This window comes from Microbacterium sp. AG157 (assembly GCF_003385695.1).
GTDB classification, from domain to species: domain Bacteria; phylum Actinomycetota; class Actinomycetes; order Actinomycetales; family Microbacteriaceae; genus Microbacterium; species Microbacterium testaceum.
Map to the genome: position 1 here is coordinate 640883 of NZ_QRDK01000003.1, position 18709 is coordinate 659591.

General features: G+C 67.1%; 15 protein-coding genes. 10 read left to right on the top strand and 5 right to left on the bottom strand.

Translation table 11 applies throughout. The features are described 5' to 3' along the window. Positions 1–237 precede the first annotated feature (237 nt). A complete protein-coding gene (gene dnaA / locus DEU35_RS12315) occupies positions 238–1659 on the bottom strand; it encodes a chromosomal replication initiator protein DnaA (protein WP_103207454.1) in 1422 nt (473 codons plus the stop codon). A gap of 295 nt (positions 1660–1954) precedes the next feature. Here dnaA and rpmH point away from each other — a divergent pair, with 295 nt between their 5' ends. From rpmH to DEU35_RS12360, 9 genes are all read left to right on the top strand, one after another. After that, entirely contained in the window at positions 1955–2092 is a 138-nt protein-coding gene (rpmH, locus tag DEU35_RS12320) for a 50S ribosomal protein L34 (RefSeq protein WP_013584598.1), read from the top strand. 8 nt (positions 2093–2100) lie between these two features. After that, complete coding sequence (gene rnpA / locus DEU35_RS12325) at positions 2101–2439, top strand: ribonuclease P protein component (protein ID WP_116239656.1); 339 nt, start codon at positions 2101–2103, stop codon at positions 2437–2439. Continuing rightward, entirely contained in the window at positions 2436–2792 is a 357-nt protein-coding gene (gene yidD, locus DEU35_RS12330) for a membrane protein insertion efficiency factor YidD (protein ID WP_103207459.1), read from the top strand. Before rnpA ends, yidD begins: the two co-directional genes overlap by 4 nt. Positions 2793–2794: 2 nt before the next feature. Beyond that, positions 2795–3868 (top strand): membrane protein insertase YidC, encoded by a 1074-nt coding sequence (yidC, locus tag DEU35_RS12335; protein WP_180993417.1) that lies wholly within the window; start codon positions 2795–2797, stop codon positions 3866–3868. 15 nt (positions 3869–3883) lie between these two features. Further along, positions 3884–4387: a R3H domain-containing nucleic acid-binding protein gene (locus DEU35_RS12340; RefSeq protein WP_103207461.1), complete on the top strand. Its 504-nt coding sequence runs from the start codon at positions 3884–3886 to the stop codon at positions 4385–4387. An 8-nt stretch (positions 4388–4395) separates the two neighbouring features. Then, on the top strand, positions 4396–5025 hold the full coding sequence (gene rsmG / locus DEU35_RS12345; RefSeq protein WP_103207464.1) for a 16S rRNA (guanine(527)-N(7))-methyltransferase RsmG: 630 nt from the start codon (positions 4396–4398) through the stop codon (positions 5023–5025). Positions 5026–9183: 4158 nt separating this feature from the next. Beyond that, positions 9184–10101, top strand: a complete 918-nt coding sequence (locus tag DEU35_RS12350) for a ParA family protein (protein WP_103207467.1) — start codon at positions 9184–9186, stop codon at positions 10099–10101. After that, on the top strand, positions 10101–11072 hold the full coding sequence (locus DEU35_RS12355; protein WP_103207470.1) for a ParB/RepB/Spo0J family partition protein: 972 nt from the start codon (positions 10101–10103) through the stop codon (positions 11070–11072). The genes DEU35_RS12350 and DEU35_RS12355 overlap by 1 nt, the downstream gene beginning before the upstream one ends. A 79-nt stretch (positions 11073–11151) precedes the next feature. Then, a complete protein-coding gene (locus tag DEU35_RS12360) occupies positions 11152–11502 on the top strand; it encodes a tryptophan synthase subunit alpha (RefSeq protein WP_103207473.1) in 351 nt (116 codons plus the stop codon). A 267-nt stretch (positions 11503–11769) separates the two neighbouring features. Here DEU35_RS12360 and trxA read toward each other — a convergent pair whose 3' ends face one another. The 4 genes from trxA to DEU35_RS12380 form a co-directional block, all read right to left on the bottom strand. Further along, positions 11770–12093 (bottom strand): thioredoxin, encoded by a 324-nt coding sequence (gene trxA / locus DEU35_RS12365; RefSeq protein ID WP_103207476.1) that lies wholly within the window; start codon positions 12091–12093, stop codon positions 11770–11772. Positions 12094–12155: 62 nt separating this feature from the next. Further along, the gene (trxB, locus tag DEU35_RS12370) at positions 12156–13142 is read right to left on the bottom strand and encodes a thioredoxin-disulfide reductase (protein ID WP_103207479.1); all 987 of its coding nucleotides are present in this window, start codon (positions 13140–13142) and stop codon (positions 12156–12158) included. Between the two features lie 73 nt (positions 13143–13215). Beyond that, positions 13216–14814, bottom strand: coding sequence for a murein biosynthesis integral membrane protein MurJ (gene murJ, locus DEU35_RS12375; RefSeq protein ID WP_116239657.1), 1599 nt, complete (start codon positions 14812–14814; stop codon positions 13216–13218). Then, positions 14811–17057, bottom strand: coding sequence for a DUF6049 family protein (locus tag DEU35_RS12380; protein ID WP_141377068.1), 2247 nt, complete (start codon positions 17055–17057; stop codon positions 14811–14813). Before DEU35_RS12380 ends, murJ begins: the two co-directional genes overlap by 4 nt. A gap of 107 nt (positions 17058–17164) precedes the next feature. Between DEU35_RS12380 and DEU35_RS12385 the strand changes: the two genes are divergently transcribed. After that, positions 17165–18679 (top strand): methyltransferase, encoded by a 1515-nt coding sequence (locus DEU35_RS12385; protein WP_116239658.1) that lies wholly within the window; start codon positions 17165–17167, stop codon positions 18677–18679. Positions 18680–18709: the final 30 nt, after the last annotated feature.

Consider the following 18709-nt stretch of genomic DNA (forward strand, 5'->3'; position numbering starts at 1 on the left):
GGAGAGCCTGTCGAGTTAACGACGGGTGTCGCGAGCGCCTTCGGCTGTTCCTCCACAGTGTTAACGCCTGAGTGCACAGATCATCCCGAGGAAAATCGAGTTATCCACAGGTTTTCCACACTGTGTAGAACCCCCTCCAAAACCCCCTGTGTACGGCCTTATATGCCCGATCAGGCGCGGAAAAAGAGAAAGGGGCTCGAACCACGGTCGTGGTCGAGCCCCTCGGGGAACGGGTGCTCAGCGCATACGGCCGAGCTGACTGGTGATCTCCGACACCTGGTTGAAGATCGACCGACGCTCCTTCATGAGGTCGCTGATCTTCTTGTACGCGTACATCACCGTCGTGTGGTCTCGGTTGCCGAACAGCTGGCCGATCTTCGGGAGCGACAGACTCGTGCGCTCACGGCAGAGGTACATCGCGATCTGACGCGCGGTGGCCACCGCCTGCGAGCGGCTCGAACCGTAGAGGTCGTCGACCGACAGCTTGAAGTACTGCGCGGTCGCCGTGATGATGTCCGTCGGCGAGATCACGTTCGCGTCGTCCTGGTCGATGATGTCTCGCAGGACAGTCTGCGCGAGCGACATGTCGAGCGTCGATCGATTCAGACTGGCGAACGCGGAGACACGGATGAGGGCGCCTTCGAGCTCGCGGATGTTCGACGAGACGACCGTGGCGATGTACTCGAGCACGTCGTCGGGAATGAGAAGTCGTTCGCTCTGCGCCTTCTTGCGAAGGATCGCGATGCGCGTTTCGAGGTCGGGCGCCTGGACGTCGGTGATCAGACCCCACTCGAAGCGGCTGCGCATACGGTCTTCGAACCCGGTCAGCTGCTTCGGCGGCAGATCGCTCGTGATGACCACCTGCTTGTCGTGGTCGTGCAGCGTGTTGAACGTGTGGAAGAAGGCTTCCTGCGTCTCGGCGCGACCCTGCAGGAACTGGATGTCGTCGATCAACAGGATGTCGACGTCGCGATAGCGCGCCTGGAAGGCCGATCCCCGATTGTTGGCGATCGAGTTGATGAAGTCGTTCGTGAACTCTTCGCTCGAGACATAACGGACCCGGATGCCGGCGTACATGCTCGCGGCATAGTCGCCGATCGCGTGGAGGAGGTGCGTCTTGCCGAGGCCTGAGTCGCCGTAGATGAACAGAGGGTTGTACGCCTTGGCCGGCGCCTCGGCGACCGCGACCGCCGCGGCGTGCGCGAAACGGTTGGACTGACCGATGACGAAATTGTCGAAGGTGTACTTCGGGTTGAGGCGTGTGTCGTTCCGCGACGCCGGGACGATCGGCTCGGGCGCCTGCTCACTCGCCGGCGAATGCACGGGTGCCGCCTGCGGGCGCTCTTCGCGCGGGGCGGCGGAGGAGCTGCGCTGCGTCTCGATCACATCGGGGTTCACGACGACGCGGAACGTCCCGATCTGAGGGTCTTCTCCTTGCACCTGCGCCAGCGCCTCGAGGATCGGCGCCCGCATGCGCTTGTTGAACTGCGCGGCGGTGAGGTCGTTCGGGACGTCGAGGTAGAGGGTTCCGCCCATCACGCCCTGCGGGACAGCGAGGTTCAGAAAACCGTGTAGCTGCGGGGTGACGCGATCATCGGTGAGAAGCTGGTCCAGCACGGATGACCAGACGGGCACATCCGGTGCTTCGTGCAGAGACATAGCCCCTCCGGGATCTTGACGCGACGGGTGATCGACGTGTCGCGTCGAACCTGTGGATAACTTCCGGGGCCACGCTAGTTCGCGGCCCTGTCGGAGCAAAATCCACTGTAGGACTCGGTCGCGTGTCTTTGCCACGCTTGTGGACAACGCCTGGGGATAATGGGCGGTCGCGGTTTCGGTTTGAGTTAACGCCCCGCGCGACGTAGCCTTAGTCGGTTGACTTATGCCTATACGGCAGTCCCGACCCCCGTCCCCGGCAGAAGAGCATCGGGCGACATCACCTCCGGAGTGACCCATGAGCAAGCGCACCTTCCAGCCCAACAACCGTCGTCGTGCCAAGAAGCACGGCTTCCGCGCCCGCATGCGTACGCGTGCCGGCCGTGGCATCCTGGCCGCACGTCGCGCCAAGGGCCGCACCGAGCTCTCCGCCTGACGGACCCGGTGCTCGCGAAGCCGAACCGACTCACTCGCGGATCGGACTACAAAGCCACGGTCCGACGGGGTACTCGCTGTGCCGGAGCGCACACCGTGACGTACGTCGGGATCTCGGCTCAGACCGACTCGCCCCGGTTCGGCTTCATCGTGAGTCGCCAGGTCGGCTCCGCGGTCACCCGCAATACCATTCGCCGCCGCCTCAAAGCGGTGTGCGCCGAGGCGCTCCCGTCTGTTCGAGGGGGCGCCTCGATCGTCATCCGCGCACTGCCGTCGGCAGCGACCGTCGACTATTCGACGCTTCGTGCCGAAGTGGTGCGATGCCTCGAGCGAAAAGCATCGGTATGAGTTCTTCTACTCTCCCGACCTCGTCCACGGGGACCGGACGGCTCACTGTCGACGGCGTCGTGGCATCCGTGCCGCTCCTCCCCCGCAATACGGGGCTGGCACTGCTGCACGCGTATCGAGCGACGATCTCGCACGTCTACGGCGACGTGTGCAAGTACTACCCGTCCTGCTCCGCCTATTCGGTGGGTGCCGTACAGCAGCATGGACTCGTGAAGGGTATCGCGCTCACCGCGGCCCGTCTCGCACGCTGTCATCCCTGGGCTCAGGGTGGCATCGACGACGTCCGTCCTCATCGGGCCTTCCGCCACGAACTCACTCGGCACGGATTCGTCGTGCCCTCCCGAAAGGACTGATCGTGCAATTCGATCTCATTGGGACCATCCTCTGGCCACTGAAGTGGGTGGTCGAACTCGTGCTGGTGGGGTGGCACGCTCTCTTCACGGCGTTGGGCATGGCCCCCGCGGCCGGCCTCACCTGGGTGCTGTCGATCGTCGGCCTGGTACTCATCGTGCGCGCCGCTCTGATCCCGCTCTTCGTGAAGCAGATCAAGAGCCAGCGCAAGATGATGGAGATCGCCCCTGAGCTGCGCAAGGTGCAGGAGAAGTACAAGGGCAAGCGCGACCAGCTCTCCCGCGAGGCGATGAGCCGCGAGACCATGGCGCTGTACAAGAAGCACGGTACGACGCCGGTTTCGAGCTGCCTGCCCCTTCTGGTGCAGATGCCGATCTTCTTCGCCCTCTTCAGCGTGTTGAACGACGTGTCGAAACACGCCGCCAGCGGCATCGGCGGCGTGGGTCTGCTCACGCCGGAGCTCACGACCGAGTTCTACGACGCACGCCTTTTCGACGTGGCATCCATGCACGTCAACCTCGTGACGGCGTGGGGCCAGTCGGACGGCCAGGTGACCGTCGCGATCCTGCTGACGCTCGTCGTACTCATGATCGGCTCGCAGTTCTTCACTCAGCTGCAGATCATCTCGAAGAACCTGTCGCCCGAGGCCAAGACCGGTCAGGCGTACCAGATGCAGAAGATCATGCTGTACATCCTGCCGCTGGCCTTCATCTTCTCGGGTGTGTTCTTCCCGCTCGGTGTCGTCATCTACTGGTTCGTCAGCAACCTGTGGACGATGGTCCAGCAGTTCGTGGTCATTCGCGAGATGCCGACTCCCGGTTCCGACGCGGCGAAGGCGCGGGAAGAGCGCTTGGCGCGGAAGGGCAAGGCCATCGATTCGTCGGGCAAGGTCGTGCCCATCGAGAAGTACCGCGCCGAGCAGCAGCGGCTCCTCGAAGAGACCGAGAAGGCCCGTGCGGCCCAGCCCAAGCGTCAGCAGCCGGTCGGCAAGCAGCGGGCGAAGAAGCAGCAGTCCACGAAGAACACCGGTGCCGCGGGCGGATCCGCCGGCACAGCCGGCTCCGCACCCGCCTCCTGAGAACCGGAGATCACGATGACGACATCCGATCAGATCGCACCCGAGCACACGGCTGCCACGGTGGAGCAGCTCGAGCAGGAAGGCGATATCGCCGCCGACTACCTCGAGGGTCTTCTCGACATCGCCGACATCGACGGTGACCTCGCTATGGACGTGCGCGCAGGCCGCGCGTACGTCTCGGTCGAGGCCGAAGATGCAGCCGCACTGTCGACGCTGTCGCACCCCGACACCGTGCAGGCACTCCAGGAGCTCACGCGTCTTGCGGTGCAGAATTCGACGGGCCGATTCTCGCGGCTCATTCTCGATATCGGTGGCTCCCGTGATGCGCGTCAGCGCCAGCTCGAGAACCTCGTCGACCGGGCGATCGCGCGTCTCGACGAGGGTGCGTCGCAGGCGTCGCTCCCGGCGATGTCGAGCTACGAACGCAAGCTGGTGCACGACATCGCGGCCGATCGCGGCTTCTCGTCCGAATCGTTCGGTGAGGGCGCTGACCGTCACACCGTGCTTCGCCGCGGCTGAGTCTCCGGATGCCGGAACAGCTCGAGGCAGAGCCGAGTGCAGCGCTGACGCTGTTCGGCGACAACATCGAGAAGGCCCGTCGCTTCACCGAGAACCTGGCCCTGTACGGGGAGCAGCGCGGTCTCATCGGCCCGCTCGAGGTCCCGCGACTCTGGACGCGTCACATTCTCAACAGTGCGATCGCTGCGCCGTACTTCGCGGGTCGCGCGGTCGACGTGGGCTCGGGCGCCGGGCTGCCCGGGCTCGTGCTGGCCATCGCGCGGCCGGACGTCGAGTGGACGCTCATCGAACCGATGGAGCGTCGCACGGCCTGGTTGTCGGAGCAGGTCGGTGAGCTCGAGCTCGAGAACGTGACCGTTGCACGCATGCGCGGCGAGGAGTGGAGCGAGGGGCGTGTGTTCGATGTCGCGACAGCGCGCGCTGTGAGCGCGCTGCGGACTCTGCTTCCGTTCACCGCTCCCCTGGTGCGTCCCGGCGGGCGTCTCGTCTTCCTGAAGGGCGCCAATGTCGGAGCGGAGGTCGAGGCGGCCGCGAAGCAGGTGCGCAAGTACGGCCTCACCGATGTATCGATCGAGGTCGTCGGCGAGGGCGTGCTCGACGAGCCAACGCGGGTCTTCCTCGCCACGCTCGGTCGCTGAGTGACGCATGTGCACATACGGCATGCGCTTTGGCGCTTTATCTATGTTTTTCCTATGCACGTGAAAGTTCTCTACTCGTGGGTGGAAACGTCGCTGACGTCGATCTCAGCAACCTTCAGAGCATCGAGAACAGCACCGCGCAGCACGCGAGGGTGACGCGGTCGACCGGAGTGGGTCGTGGCGCCCGGTCGCGTTGTCTCGATGTGCGGCGCGGGGTGCAGTGCCGAACGGGAGCTCGGTAGGGAGTGCCGTCGTGAGATGGCGGTAGAGGCTGCGATCGACGCGTGACCAGATGGCTCGCGCATCGGCGGCACCGATGCTGTCTGCTTCGGTGCCGTGACGTCTCGGTCGTCGAATTCGGGGCGTCGAAAGACCTCGGCGCGACCGTCGGAATGTGACGCTGGCGTGGCGGGAGGGCGTTTCGGGCTCCGCAGGTTCGTTCGCTGGCGATGAGTGATGTGTGCGGTCCGCGCCGTTCAGGTGACGTGTACGGTCCGGCCGGCCGGCCCGGGAGCACGTGCCGGGTTTGCAGGACCTGAGTTTCACGTGAAACGGTTTCGCGGCAGTTGCATCCCGGGGGGGCTCGGGCGCTGCGATACGCCGGGGGGGCGGCCACGACGGACGTTCTCTGGCCACGCGTCGAACGGGTGGGCTGAACGACGATTGTCGTCTCGTCACCGAAGCCCTCGGCCGGTACCCGCGGAGGTCGCTGGCCTTCGGCTCCCAGCGTGATCGGGTTCGTTCGGCGTGGCTCCTTCGCGCGTCAGCGAGCGCTGGCGCGTCGCATCAGGAACGACCGCCGCGACGAAAGCAATGCACCCGCGAGCGCTCTCGCGTCCGACAGCGAGTCTGGGACGCGCGAAGATCCCGGGAGTTCACGTGTGCGTAGGCATAGACGTCCACGTGATCCGCACGCACGTCGAGCCCTGTTCGGGGGTAAGAGAGACCGACGGTTCTCCCCCACTCGCACAGCGGTCGCCTCCCATAGCGCGCTCAAGAGCGCACACGTCCGCAGGGTGAGAGACGCTCCTGCACGACGTGCCCGGTACGTACTCGCGATCCTGGGAACCACGGGGGTGGGCAGCTCTCGCAACGATCACGGCGCATATCGGGCCGTGTCGCGCGTCGGGTCCCCTGCCGGGCACTGAGCCGACCGCCCGGGTGCTTGGTGGCGGGGTGCCGGATTCGCACGACACAGTCACTGTTCCAGCGTCTGCGGGGCGGGGTGACGTCGTGCTCGACCCGCGACCAGGGGCGTACGGACAGCACCGATACGCGATCGTCGAGCGGCTCATCTGAGTGAGCCGGCTGGTGGGTGGCGGCGCTCTCCGTTCCGTCTGATGTCGGCGGTGACAGTCGCATCAGATCGGTCCTATGCACGGGGTGACTGAGATCTTCCCGTTGGCCACATTCAGCGTCGGGCGCCCGCATGGAAGGCCGCCCCCCGACGCGGCTGAGACGGGGCCCTTGGATGGTCGGACTGCTCGTCGTGGTGAGGCCCGGGTGTTCTCTTGCGGTTCGCCTCGTACGGCGGGGAACTCTCAATCGTCGCCCCTGCTTCTACTCCCCTGCTGGCTGATGGCCCACCTGCCGCACGATCCTCGCGGCGTTTTCACCTCGGTACGCCGCTTGGTTTCACGTGAAACGTCGCGTTGATCCTGCGGGCGATGATTTGCGCAGGTGGTGCGTTCTAGGCCGGCGGAGAAGTCGTGGGTCGACACTGCTCGGATCGTGGGTGCTCCGTGCCCGTTGAGGCGGAGCTTGCGCGATCAATTGCGTCGGGAACCGATGCAGAGCGACGGCAATCTGAGCCGGTTTGGTGAGGCATTTGTTTCACGTGAAACAGTCGGGTCGTCTGGGGTGGCGACGTGTTCGTCGGTGGTTGCTGAAGGGTGAGCACGCAGCGTCGGACTCTGGGGTTACGCCGACATGGAGAGATGCCCGCCGTGTGCCCTAGCGGTCACGAACTCACGGTCACTGTCGCTAGATAGGTGGCGGACAGTCGGCCTTTGGGTACTCTTCCTACGGGTCGGGAACACTCGCCTATGTATCATCCGCCACAGGTGTCGCATTCATATAGGTATCTCGATACCGCGCGAGCGATTGAAGGCGGCGCGTGGCTAGTTCCTCGCTACCCACCTGCTGACGGTCGCGGAGTGCGACACCGCGAGCGGACGCGGTGGCGCCTGAGGAAAGCTGATGAGGGTTTCACGTGAAACACCGCTGCGAAGCGAGGCACTGGGCGATGTCGCGACGTATGTCTCGGGTGGTCCGCCGCTGTGGTGCGACCCCCGGCCACTCCGATTACCCAGAGATTCCTAGCTTGTCCGTCTACATAAGTAGACGGTCAGTGCCCCGACGGGCGCGATGCGGACAGCGAGAGGGCGGCGTACTAGCTCGGGTTTCGCCCGATGGGAGCTTCGTGCGCTGGGAGTGAGTGTGCGTCACCTCACGGTGGGCGGGGGCGGCGCACTAGCTCGGTTTCGCCCGATGGGAGCTTCGTGCGCTGGGAGTGAGTGTGCGTCACCTCACGGTGGGCGGGGGCGGCGTACATCGGCGTGGCCAACCGTCGGTGAAGCGGGACTCCCCCCGCACCTCGAGGCGCGAGTCAATGGAGCTCATCACCAGTGAACGGCACCGTTTCACGTGGAACACGCGTCCGCGTGAGGCTAAGACCTGCACGCCAGCTCCACCTTGACGGGAGAGATGGATAGCAGACCGGCGCCCAAGAAGGGTCTGACGCTGTGTGACATGGAGGGGCCTATCCGGCTCCACGCACGGCAGGCATGTAGCGAGCGGCCTCAGCCGTGGTCATCGGGGCCATCCGCCTTCTACGCCACGATGCAGAAGACTGCGATGTTTCCGACCGGCCGGCGCCGAGGTGTTGGCGATCAGCTGTTCGCACTGATTCGCAGTCGAAACCGTCTCGACCGCGGGGATGTGTCGGGTGGAAGTCACGACGACCCACTGTCATCGCGCGCATTGATCTGTCCCTCAGGGTCCCACGCTGGCTGATGGCCACGAGCCTTCTAGACGGACCGCGAAAAAATGCGCTCCTGTTTGCGGAGGAGGACGCATCAGCGCTGTTCCCCTGCGTCCGATGACCGAAGCGTGCGAGATCGCGGCAGGTGAGGCCCGGGATACACAGCCGATCACCGTTCCGGTCCGGCTCTCGTGGCGAGCACCTTCTCTTCCCGACACCTCCGACTGCTGGGCGAGGGTGAACGTACGCTGAGCAGGGTGACATCGTGAACTGCCAGGCGTCCACGGTACGACGACACATTGGAGACAGCCGCATCCGAACGGACGCCTACTGTCTCCCGAGACCTCGACAGCTTGCGCTCAACCTTTTCGATGAGGGTGTCGAGTGCCGTCGGGTCCTGCGGGAGTCCCCAGTCGCTCTTTGGGGTCCAAAGTCGAGTGCCGCTCTCCCCGGCGCTCGTCCACCGAAACGCGGGCAAACGTGATCCGAAGCCGGTCGGGACGAGACGAGACGCAGGGCGCGGGTGCAGCTGAACCGTCGGAGTGTGTCCTCCCCAGGTTCCTCGACTGTCGAGAGGCTGCTCGATCGTGACTCCCGTCTACTGTTGTGAAGCCTGGGACCTACTCTCTGTACCTCGACGGAGACGCGGATGGACGCGCACGGGAAGCGGCCTCTCGCTCTCCCCCGGCGCCTGGCAATTACCGCCCAAGTGCATCTCGTGACTAGACCCGACGCGACTTCAGGACATCGGCACGATCGCCAAGGAGGAATCCAATGCCCCGTCACGAACGTTTCACGTGAAACGCCGGCGATTATGGGGACGCCGTGCAGGGACCCTTCGGGGCGTTGAGGCCACTCAGATGTGAGCGCGGAGCCGCACAGAGCTGGAATCGGAGCCGTCGGAGGACGGACGTGCGTACGCTCACCGTCTGCCTGTTTCACGTGAAACGTGAATGACCACAGGCGCGTGTGGCAGCGCGTCGTCGCCCTCGGTGCGCTTCGCTGGCCGCCTGATGGTGGAGCGCAGGAACTCCCTGCAACGAGCTGGGCGCTCGAGAAGGCCGGGTGAGCCACGATCGACAAGCTTCGAATACACAGCCACGCCAGCGGTCCATCATGAGCGGGCCAGAGCGCGGGTAGACTGAGCGGGTTGCCGAGGGAGAGGTGCGTTTCACGTGAAACAGTCCGATGAGGCGCCCGCGTCGACGTCGTTCGACGACTCCCCCATCGCTCGGGAGATCGCGAATCTCTCGGCGCGCCGGCGCACCCTGGAAGAGGCGACCGTGGAGCTGTCGGGTCGCACCCGCGTGTTCACGGTCTCGAACCAGAAGGGCGGGGTGGGTAAGACCACGACCGCCGTTAACATCGCAGCGGCCCTGGTGTCGGTGGGAGCTCGTGTTCTCGTCGTCGACCTCGACCCACAGGGCAACGCGTCCACGGCACTGGGTGTCGCACACAACGCGGACACCCCCAGCGTGTACGACGTCCTCATCGATGAGTTTCCTCTCGCGGACATCATTCAGACCAGTCCGGAGTCCCCGAAGCTGCTGTGCGCACCCAGCACGATCCATCTCGCCGGGGCCGAGATCGAACTGGTATCGCAGGTCGCTCGTGAGCACCGCCTCCGTGGGGCTCTGCGCGACTATCTCGACATCGAGGGCAACCACCTCGATTTCGTCATCATCGACTGCCCTCCCTCCCTCGGCCTTCTGACGATCAACGCATTCACCGCAGCAGACGAAGTGCTCATACCTATCCAGTGCGAGTACTACGCGCTCGAGGGCCTCAGTCAGCTTCTCGGCAGCGTGCAGATGATTCAGAAGCATCTGAACCCCGGTCTTCACGTGTCGACGATCCTGCTGACCATGTATGACGGTCGCACGCGGTTGGCCCAGCAGGTCGCCGAGGAAGTTCGCTCGCACTTCACCGACGAGGTCCTGAACACCGTCATCCCTCGATCCGTGCGCGTCTCTGAAGCGCCGAGCTTCGGGCAGACCGTCATCGCGTACGATGGCCAATCAGCGGGCGCCATCGCCTATCGCGAGGCCGCGGTCGAGATCGTCGCTCGCGACACCACCAAGAAGGGTTCCTGATGGCTAAGAGGACCGGTCTGGGCCGCGGTATCGGCGCCCTCATCCCCACCATGGAGCCGTCCGAGGCGCGTCCCGTTGACGTCTTCTTTCCCGACGGCAACACGAAGAGTTCGGACGCTGCCGCGGAAACCGCCGCTCCGGAGTCGTCCGACGACAACCTCGTCACCGTCCCCGGTGCGCGGCTCGTTCACATCGACCCGAAGTCGATCGTTCCCAACCCACGCCAACCACGCACGAACTTCGACGCGGACGACCTCGCGGAGCTCGTCCACTCCGTCCGTGAGTTCGGAGTCCTGCAGCCGGTCGTCGTCCGGGATAAGGGCGATGGCACGTTCGAGCTGATCATGGGCGAGCGTCGCACCCGCGCCTCGCGCGAGGCGGGACTCGAGACGATTCCTGCCGTTGTCCGCGAGACGGATGATGAGTACCTGCTCCGCGATGCTCTGCTCGAGAACCTTCACCGCTCGCAGCTGAATCCGCTGGAAGAAGCCTCCGCCTATCAGCAGCTGCTGGAGGACTTCGGTATCACGCAGGAGGAGCTCGCAACGCGCATCGGCCGCTCCCGCCCCCAGATCAGCAACACCATTCGCCTGCTCAAGCTACCGGTCGCTGTGCAGCAGCGCGTCGCCGCGGGTGTCCTGAGCGCTGGACATGCTCGTGCCATCCTCTCGTTGGATGACCCCAAAGAGATGCAGAAGCTCGCCGACAAGATCGTCAACGAAGATCTCTCCGTGCGGGCGGCCGAAGCCGCCGCGAAGATGCCGGGCGTCGCCCCCCTCCGCCAGAAGCCCAAGGCAGGATCGCAGCGATCGGGTCTGGATGCCATCGCCAATCGGCTCGGGGATCGCTTCGATACGAAGGTGCGCGTTTCGCTGAGCGCAAAAAAAGGCCAGATCAGCATCGATTTCGCGAGTATTCAGGATCTGAATCGCATCCTCGCCACCCTGGGTGAAGAGGGATACACCGGCTGAGAGGCCTGCCGCTGATGAGCGTCTCCCGGGCAGCGAGCGACTTTCGAGGCCTGGTGTCGGTCCCTCGACGTAACCTGGAATGGTGACAGCGAACGACGACACTCCCCGCCGTCGCGCCAGCCTTGAGCTACTGCGCGCGGAGGCCTCCGACGAACTCGCGGTCCTCATCCACGAGCGCCTGCGCGGTGGAGAAGACCCGTGGGACTTCATGGAGGATCTTCCGAGCGTCGACGAACTGGTCGTGCTCATCCTGCGGGCTGACAACATCTCGGAGAATGGCGGCGTCCGACCGACCCGCGCGCGCAACTACCGCGTGCTCCGACAGATCGCTCTCGACTACCCCGCCCTCACGAAGGCTGTGTGGCGCATTCTGGGCGAAGAAGAGCCACACCGCCGCTGGGACGCCAGCGTTCGTCTCGACGTCTCCTGAGGGGCGCTCACGGTCCCTCAGAGACATTCGTGCCTCTTCTCGTACCACGGGCGCTGTCTTCCCTCCCGGGCCCCGACTCCGCGGTTCATTCGAGGTCATGGCGCAACGGCTTCGACAGCGGGGGGAGCCCCCGCGCTCCGGCGTTCGACGCCGCCCTGCACACGTCGTCAGAGGCGGCCATCCCTGTGATCGTCGTGACGAGCCCGGCACCCACAACGCAAACGTCCCCGGCACCATACGGCACCGGGGACGTTCACACGGCAGGTCTTAGCCGAGGAAAGCGGCGAGATCCTGCTCGAGGGCGTACTTGGGCTTCGCGCCGATGATGGTCGTCTTGACCTCACCGCCGTGGAAGACCTTCATCGCGGGGATGGAGGTGATCTGGTACTTCATCGCGAGGTCGGGGTTCTCGTCGACGTTGAGCTTGAGGACGGTGATCTTGCCCGCGTTCTCGTTCTGGATCTCGTCGAGGACGGGAGCGACCATGCGGCACGGGCCGCACCACTCGGCCCAGAAGTCTACGAGAACGGGTCCGTCGGCCTGCAGGACGTCCTGCTCGAACGTTGCGGAGGTCGTCGCCTTGGCAGTCATTGCATTTCTCCTTAGATGAAAGCGTCAGTTCGTGAAAACGCCGGTGAGCGCGGTTTTGTTCCTCAGACGACCGCGGCGTCGGGGAGTCCCTCGATGGGGCTCTCGGCGACGGCGGGCTCGCCGGCCTCACCGCGCGCGGCGAGGAAGTGCTCCACGTCGAGAGCCGCGACCGTTCCGCTGCCCGCGGCCGTGATCGCCTGGCGGTAGGTCGGGTCGATGACGTCACCGGCGGCGAACACGCCGTCGACCGAGGTGCGCGACGAACGGCCGTCGACCCAGATGGTGCCCTGGTCGGTGAGCTGCAGCTTGTCGTGCACGAGGTGCGTGCGCGGGTCGTTGCCGATCGCGACGAACAGACCGTCGAGGGGCAGCTCACGGGTCGAGTCGTCGACGGTCGAGCGCAGACGCACGCCGTTGACCGCGTCCTCACCGAGGATCTCGTCGACGGCGCTGTTCCAGATGAACTCGATCTTGGGGTTCGCGAAGGCGCGCTCCTGCATGATCTTCGACGCGCGGAGCGAGTCCTTGCGGTGGATGATGTAGACCTTCGACGCGAACTTGGTCAGGAAGTTGGCCTCTTCCATCGCCGAGTCGCCACCGCCGACCACGGCGATCGTGCGGTCGCGGAAGAAGAAGCCGTCACACGTGGCACACCACGAGACCCCACGGCCGGAGAGGCGATCTTCCCCCTCGAGTCCGAGCTTGCGGTAGGCCGAGCCGGTCGCGTAGATGACCGAGACTGCTTCTTCGACCTTGCCGCTGCCGAGCGTGATCTTCTTGACGGGGCCGTCGAGCTCGAGCGACACGACGTCGTCGTATAGCACCTGGGCACCGAAGCGCTCGGCCTGCGCCTGCATCTTGGCCATGAGGTCGGGGCCCTGGATGCCGTCGGGGAACCCGGGGAAGTTCTCGACCTCGGTCGTGTTCATGAGGTCGCCGCCGGCTTCGACGGAGCTCGCGACGACGAGGGGCTCGAGGTTGGCTCGGGCAGCGTAGATGGCGGCCGTGTACCCGGCCGGGCCCGATCCGATGATGATGACGTGACGCACGGTTGCGCCTTCCTCTCGTTGATTCCGTCGGATGAAACCCATGGTAGCCGCGGGGTATTCCGCAGCCCCGGGGCTAGCGCTTGGGGAGGAACCGCCGACCGAGCGCGAGCGCCGGGGCGAGTTCGGGAGTGCGGAAGAGGGCCAGGATGCCGATGTACACGGCGAGGACGACGATGCCCAGCACCGCGGCGCCGGCGATTCCGGTCCCGACGCTGCTCGTCATCCATCCTTCGGGTCCGCCCAGAAGGAGCAGGGTCCCCCATCCGGCGGCGGCGGCGGGAATCGCAGCCAGGGCGAAGCGTCCGAGCGCGGGGAGCCACGAGCCCGTGCCGATGCCGGAGAGCCGTCGACGGAGCAGGATCGTCGCGACGATCACCTGCACGATGCTGGCGAAAGACTGGGTGAGGGCGACGCCGGCGGCGAGTTCCGAGCGGTCGAGGGCCGCGCCGGCCGCAAGGGCTCCCGCGGCGACCAGCACGCACTGCAGTAGCGTGAAGAAGAACGGGGTCCGCGTGTCGTTGTAGGCGTAGAACGTCCGCTGGATGACGAAGAGCACGGCGAGGGGCACGAGGGACACCAGGAAGCACCACAGCACGGGAGCCGCCGCGAGGGCTTGTTCGGGATTCTTGGTGAAGATCCGGCTCGCGGGAACGGCGGCCACGGCGAGGGCGGCGGTGGCCGCGACGATGAAGAACCCGAGCGTACGGATGCTGCGGGCGATGTCCGCACGCACGTCCTCGTCGCGTCCCGCGGTGGCGTGCTCGCTGAGCTGCGTGAAGTAGGGCGTCCCGATCGAAAGCACGATGATCGAATACGGGAGCATGAACAGCAGCCAGGCGTTCTGCGACGCGAAGATCGCGGGGTCGTTTCCGGACGCGCCGGAGAGGACGTTCGACTGCACGACCCCGGCGAGCTGACCGGCGACGACCATCAGGAAGGTCCAGCCGGCAAGCCGTCCGATGTGGCGGAGACCCACCCCTTTCCACCGGAAGTCGGGCCGGAGAGTGAGCCCTGCGCGGCGCCAGAAGAACATCAGCACGACCGTCTGCACGACGATCCCACCCGTCGCCGTGGCCGCGAGCAGGGTGATCATCGACGGGGTCCACGCGCCCACGTTCTCTTGCGGACCGCCGAACAGCAGGATGAACGCCCCGAAACCCGCGATCGACACGACGTTGTTGACGATCGGCGCCCACGTGTACGGGCCGAAGACGCGCCGGGCGTTGAGGATCTCGCCCAGCAGCGCGTACAGCCCGTAGAAGAAGATCTGCGGCAGGCACCAGTAGGCGAAAGCGGTCGAGAGCGCGAGCTGGTCCCCGGTGAATTTGCTCGCGTAGACCTGCACGAGGAGCGGGGCGGCGATCATCGCGAGAGCGGTGGCGCCCAGCAGACCGACGGTGCCCAGGGTGAACAGTTTGGAGATGAAGGCCTGTCCCCCATCGGCGTGCGCGGCGGCCTTCACGATCTGCGGGACGACCACGGCGGTCAACAGGCCGGTCGAGATGATCGCGTAGATGTTGTTCGGGAGCTGGTTCGCGACGGCGAAGGCGTCACCCGCTCTGCTCTGCGAACCGATGGCCGCGACGAGCACGATGGTGCGCAGCACCCCGCTCACGCGGGACGCGATGGTCCCGGCTCCGATGAGCACGCTGGCCCGTCCGATACTGCTCACGGGCGTGTCTCCTGCTCGGTTTCCGACGCGGTCGCGCGGGGTGTCTGGTCGTCGTGCTCGAAGTCCTCGGCGTCTTCCGCGGGGCTGCGCCCGTCGGCATCCGGATCTTTCAGGACGATCCCGTCCGCGGGCTCGTCGTCGTGAGGGGTCTGAGGTGCGGCTTCTTCGGCACGCAAGCGGCGTCGACGGGCGACCGTGCGCACCACTCCGAGGCTCAGGAAGCCGACGATGAGGGCGATGACCACCACGATGCCGATGTTCTCCCACTCGGCGCGCACCTCGACGTCGACCGCCTGAGGCGAACCGATCGGCACGCCCGTGGGGCTGAAGAGCTGCAGGTCGACGCTGACCTCGCCGTTGGCGATGCGGGCTTCGACGGGGACCTCGACGCGGGTGTTGGCGGAGGCCTGGGCGTCGATGGTCGTGTGGTCTTGGACGCGAAGCCGCACGTCGTTGGTGCGGACCGCCATGACGACGGTGATCGGCCAGGGCAGATCGTTGCGTACCCACGGCCGCAGCGGGGCGCTGGAGCTGACCAGGCGGAAGTCGGACGACAGGATGCCGACGGAGTCGAGCGTCGTGCGCGTGGCGTCGCGGTGGTCGGAGACGGCCTGGCGGGCGGCATCCCCCGTCCACGAGACGTTCGTGACCTGCAGGACCTCGGCGCGTTCGCGCCCGGTCAGGAGCTCGGGCTGGTCGAGGATCGAGGCGAAGCGGTCGATGCTCTGTTCGTCGCCGAGGAGGTTGCGGACCTCTTCGACACGGGCGGCGTCGACGGTCGGGGTGGTGAGGGAGACCTCGGATGCCGGGAGGGCAGCCACCGTACGCAGCGTCGAGGCCGTGAAGCCCGGCGCTGTCGCGGCGAGGCCGAGGGTCGCGCGCAGGCTCACACGAGAGCGGTCGGTGCCCCGGTCGAGGACGGCGAGCACCGGCTGGTCGCCGGTGGCGGCGCGTGCGATGGAGAGATACGCCTGGGCGGCCGCCAACGAGGCTCCGCGCCGGGTGCTGTCGTTCTGCCCCGCCGCGTCGGCGAGGGCGCGCGAGACCTCGGCGTCGTAGACCGGGGTGGACACCCCTCCGACGCGGGCGGAGGCCTGCCGGCCGCCGCCCGAGACGCTCGTCGACGGGATGAGGACGTGGGTGGGGTCATCGGTGCTGCCGAGGGCGCCCAGGGCGGCGACGGTGTCCGAACCCGCGGATCCGGTGGCAGGCCAGTAGACGTGGGGGGTGGCCACTCCGATGTCGAGCAGCGTCGACAGGGACGGGTAGGTCGGCTGGCCGGGCGTCGTGCTCGGGGCGGGTTCGGGAGTCGACACCGCCGAGACGGCCGGCGCCGGCTGCACGAAGTCGGCCGCGGTCATGTAGTTCTGCAGCGATGTGGGGGTCAGCGGGGCCGTCAGCCCGGCGTGCAGCTGAGCCGCGACGTCGGAGTCGCCGAACTGCAGGGCGAACCGGTCGTTGGGGAGGGCCATCAGACGCTGGAGCCACGACACCGCGGTGGGCGGGGCCGCGGAGCCGAGCACGCGGATCGCGGCGGGGATGGCGGGGTCGACCGCCAGGGTCGCGGCCGTACCGTCGACCGCGTCGAGCTGCGCCGAGAGCGCGCCGTCGACAGCGGTGAGCTCGGCCAGTTCGTTCGCCGTGAGCAGGCCGCGGGTGAGGGGGGCCGCCTTGATGGGCACGACGAGGGCGATCGGGGTCTGCGCGCCCGTCTCGGCGGGGACGACGACGACGCTGGGTGCGGTCAGTCCCCCGCTCGTCGCGAGCACCGGGTAGACCCCGGCGCCCCGGTTCGCGAGGGCCGGGTCGTTACCGAGCGCCGTGAGCGTCGTGGTGGATTGCGAGCCGGAGGCTGCGGCATCCAGGGTTCCCGTGGCGACCTGCTGGAGCGTCACGCCGGCGGCATCACCACTGAGCCATCGGTCTATCGCGGCGTCGTCGGCGAGAGGGGCGGCACCGAGGGACAGGGCCACGGGCCCCGCGGACGCCGGCGAGGTTCCGGCGGCGACGCTGACGACGACCGAGAGGGCTTCGCCGGGGCGCAGGATGCCGTTCGCCGCGGGAGCGGCGGTGAGCACCGACGGCGATGTCGAGGCGGATGGCGACGGGCTGGGCGTGGCCGCGGAGGCGGTCGTCACCGGCAGTGCGATGCCCGCGACGATGGCCCCGGCGGCCAGGGTCGCCAGGAGCCGGCGCGTGAGGGAGCGCCGCGGCACGGGTGCGCCCGAAGGCTGGGAGGTCACGGTCATACGATCGTCGGTGGAACGAGGGGGCCTCGCACCGCCTGCGAGTCTAGGCCCGCGTACCTACAAGCCCCCCGATAGCCTCGCGCAGACGGTTGAATGGACCGGTGCTCCCCGAACCCGATCCCCAGCTGTGCCAGGCCCTCGCCGACGACCTCCGCGCGGCGGGCTACACGAGCGCCGCCCTCCGCGACGCGTGGGGGACACAGGCCGACGACGCCGTCGCCCGCGGGCTCCGTCGACCCGCTACCCGGGCCCTGGGCGATCGCGGCGACGCCCTCGCCGTGCTGGGCCGCCTGTGGGGGCTCGGGCTGCCCGTCCCCCGCGGTGACGCCGAGGCGGCTCTTCCCACCCTGCGCGTCGACGGGGCTGCGGCCCTCGGTCTGTTGGAGATCTCGGGGGATGCCGTGACCCCGGCGGTGCTCGTGAGGCCCCAGGCCTTCGCCGACGACGAGGGCGAGGTCGAATGGTGGATCGCCAGCGACCTCGATGAAGCAGCCCTCGAGGGTCCTCTTCCCGAGGACCATGTGCTCGGCGTCGGCGGGGCGTCGCAGACGCTCGCGCGCCTTCAGCTCACCCGTCGCGCGCGCTCTGCCCTCGACATCGGCACGGGCTGCGGCATCCAGGCCCTTCGACTCCGCCGGCTCGTCGATCGCGTCGTCGCGACGGACATCTCCGAGCGCGCCCTGCGCTTCACCCGCCTCAACGCCCTCGTGAACGGGGTGGACGGGATCGAGACCCGCCTGGGCTCCCTGTTCGAGCCCGTCGCCGGTGAGACCTTCGACCGAGTGGCATCCAATCCCCCGTTCGTCATCACGCCGCGGGTCGCGGGGGTGCCCGCGTACGAGTACCGCGACGGGGGGATGGAGGGCGACTCGCTCGTCGCATCGGTCATCTCGGGTGTCGGGGAGCACCTCGCGCCCGGCGCGGTGGCGCAATCGCTCGGCAACTGGGAGTACCGCTGGGGCGAGTCGGGGCTCGACCGCGTGCGGGGATGGGTCGGACCGTCGCTCGACGCGTGGGTGATCGAGCGCGAGGTGCTCGACCCCCTCGCCTACGCCGAGCTGTGGGTGCGCGACGGCGGCACGGTGCCCGGCACTCCCGCCTACGCGCGTCTGATCGACGCCTGGCTCGACGATTTCGCCCGACGCGGAGTCACGGGCGTCGGCTTCGGGTACGTGCTGCTGCGTCGACCTCTCGCCGGTGGACCCACGCTCGCGCGCTACGAGCGCGTCTCGGGCGGCGGGGAATCGGCGCTCGGGCCGCACCTGTCGGCATCCCTCGCCGCGCACGACCGTGCGGCCCTGCTCGACGACGAGGACGTGGCCGCGAGCGTGCTGCGCGTCGCCCCCGACGTCACCGAGGCGCGTCATCACCGCCCGGGTGAGGAGGACCCCTCGGTCATCGAGCTGCGTCAGGGCGGCGGCTTCGCGCGCACGCTCGAGGTCGACCCGGGTCTGGCGGCGCTCGTCGGCGCCTGCGACGGTGACCTGCCGGTGGGCTCCCTCGTCGATGCGATCGCGCAGTTGATGGAGGTGGATGCCGCGGCCCTGCGCGCTGATCTGCTGCCGCGCGTGCGCGAGCTGCTGGTGACGGGCTTCTTGGGTTTCGCCGACGATTGATCCGGCCCCCGCTCGGTGGCGTTCCGCGGC

What these genes read in the sequence shown, in the direction of transcription:
- dnaA (WP_103207454.1), bottom strand. Translation starts at nt 1,659, where the DNA reads ATGTCTCTGCACGAAGCACCGGATGTGCCCGTCTGGTCATCCGTGCTG.
- rpmH (WP_013584598.1), top strand. Translation starts at nt 1,955, where the DNA reads ATGAGCAAGCGCACCTTCCAGCCCAACAACCGTCGTCGTGCCAAGAAG.
- yidD (WP_103207459.1), top strand. Translation starts at nt 2,436, where the DNA reads ATGAGTTCTTCTACTCTCCCGACCTCGTCCACGGGGACCGGACGGCTC.
- DEU35_RS12340 (WP_103207461.1), top strand. Translation starts at nt 3,884, where the DNA reads ATGACGACATCCGATCAGATCGCACCCGAGCACACGGCTGCCACGGTG.
- rsmG (WP_103207464.1), top strand. Translation starts at nt 4,396, where the DNA reads ATGCCGGAACAGCTCGAGGCAGAGCCGAGTGCAGCGCTGACGCTGTTC.
- DEU35_RS12355 (WP_103207470.1), top strand. Translation starts at nt 10,101, where the DNA reads ATGGCTAAGAGGACCGGTCTGGGCCGCGGTATCGGCGCCCTCATCCCC.
- DEU35_RS12360 (WP_103207473.1), top strand. Translation starts at nt 11,152, where the DNA reads ATGGTGACAGCGAACGACGACACTCCCCGCCGTCGCGCCAGCCTTGAG.
- trxA (WP_103207476.1), bottom strand. Translation starts at nt 12,093, where the DNA reads ATGACTGCCAAGGCGACGACCTCCGCAACGTTCGAGCAGGACGTCCTG.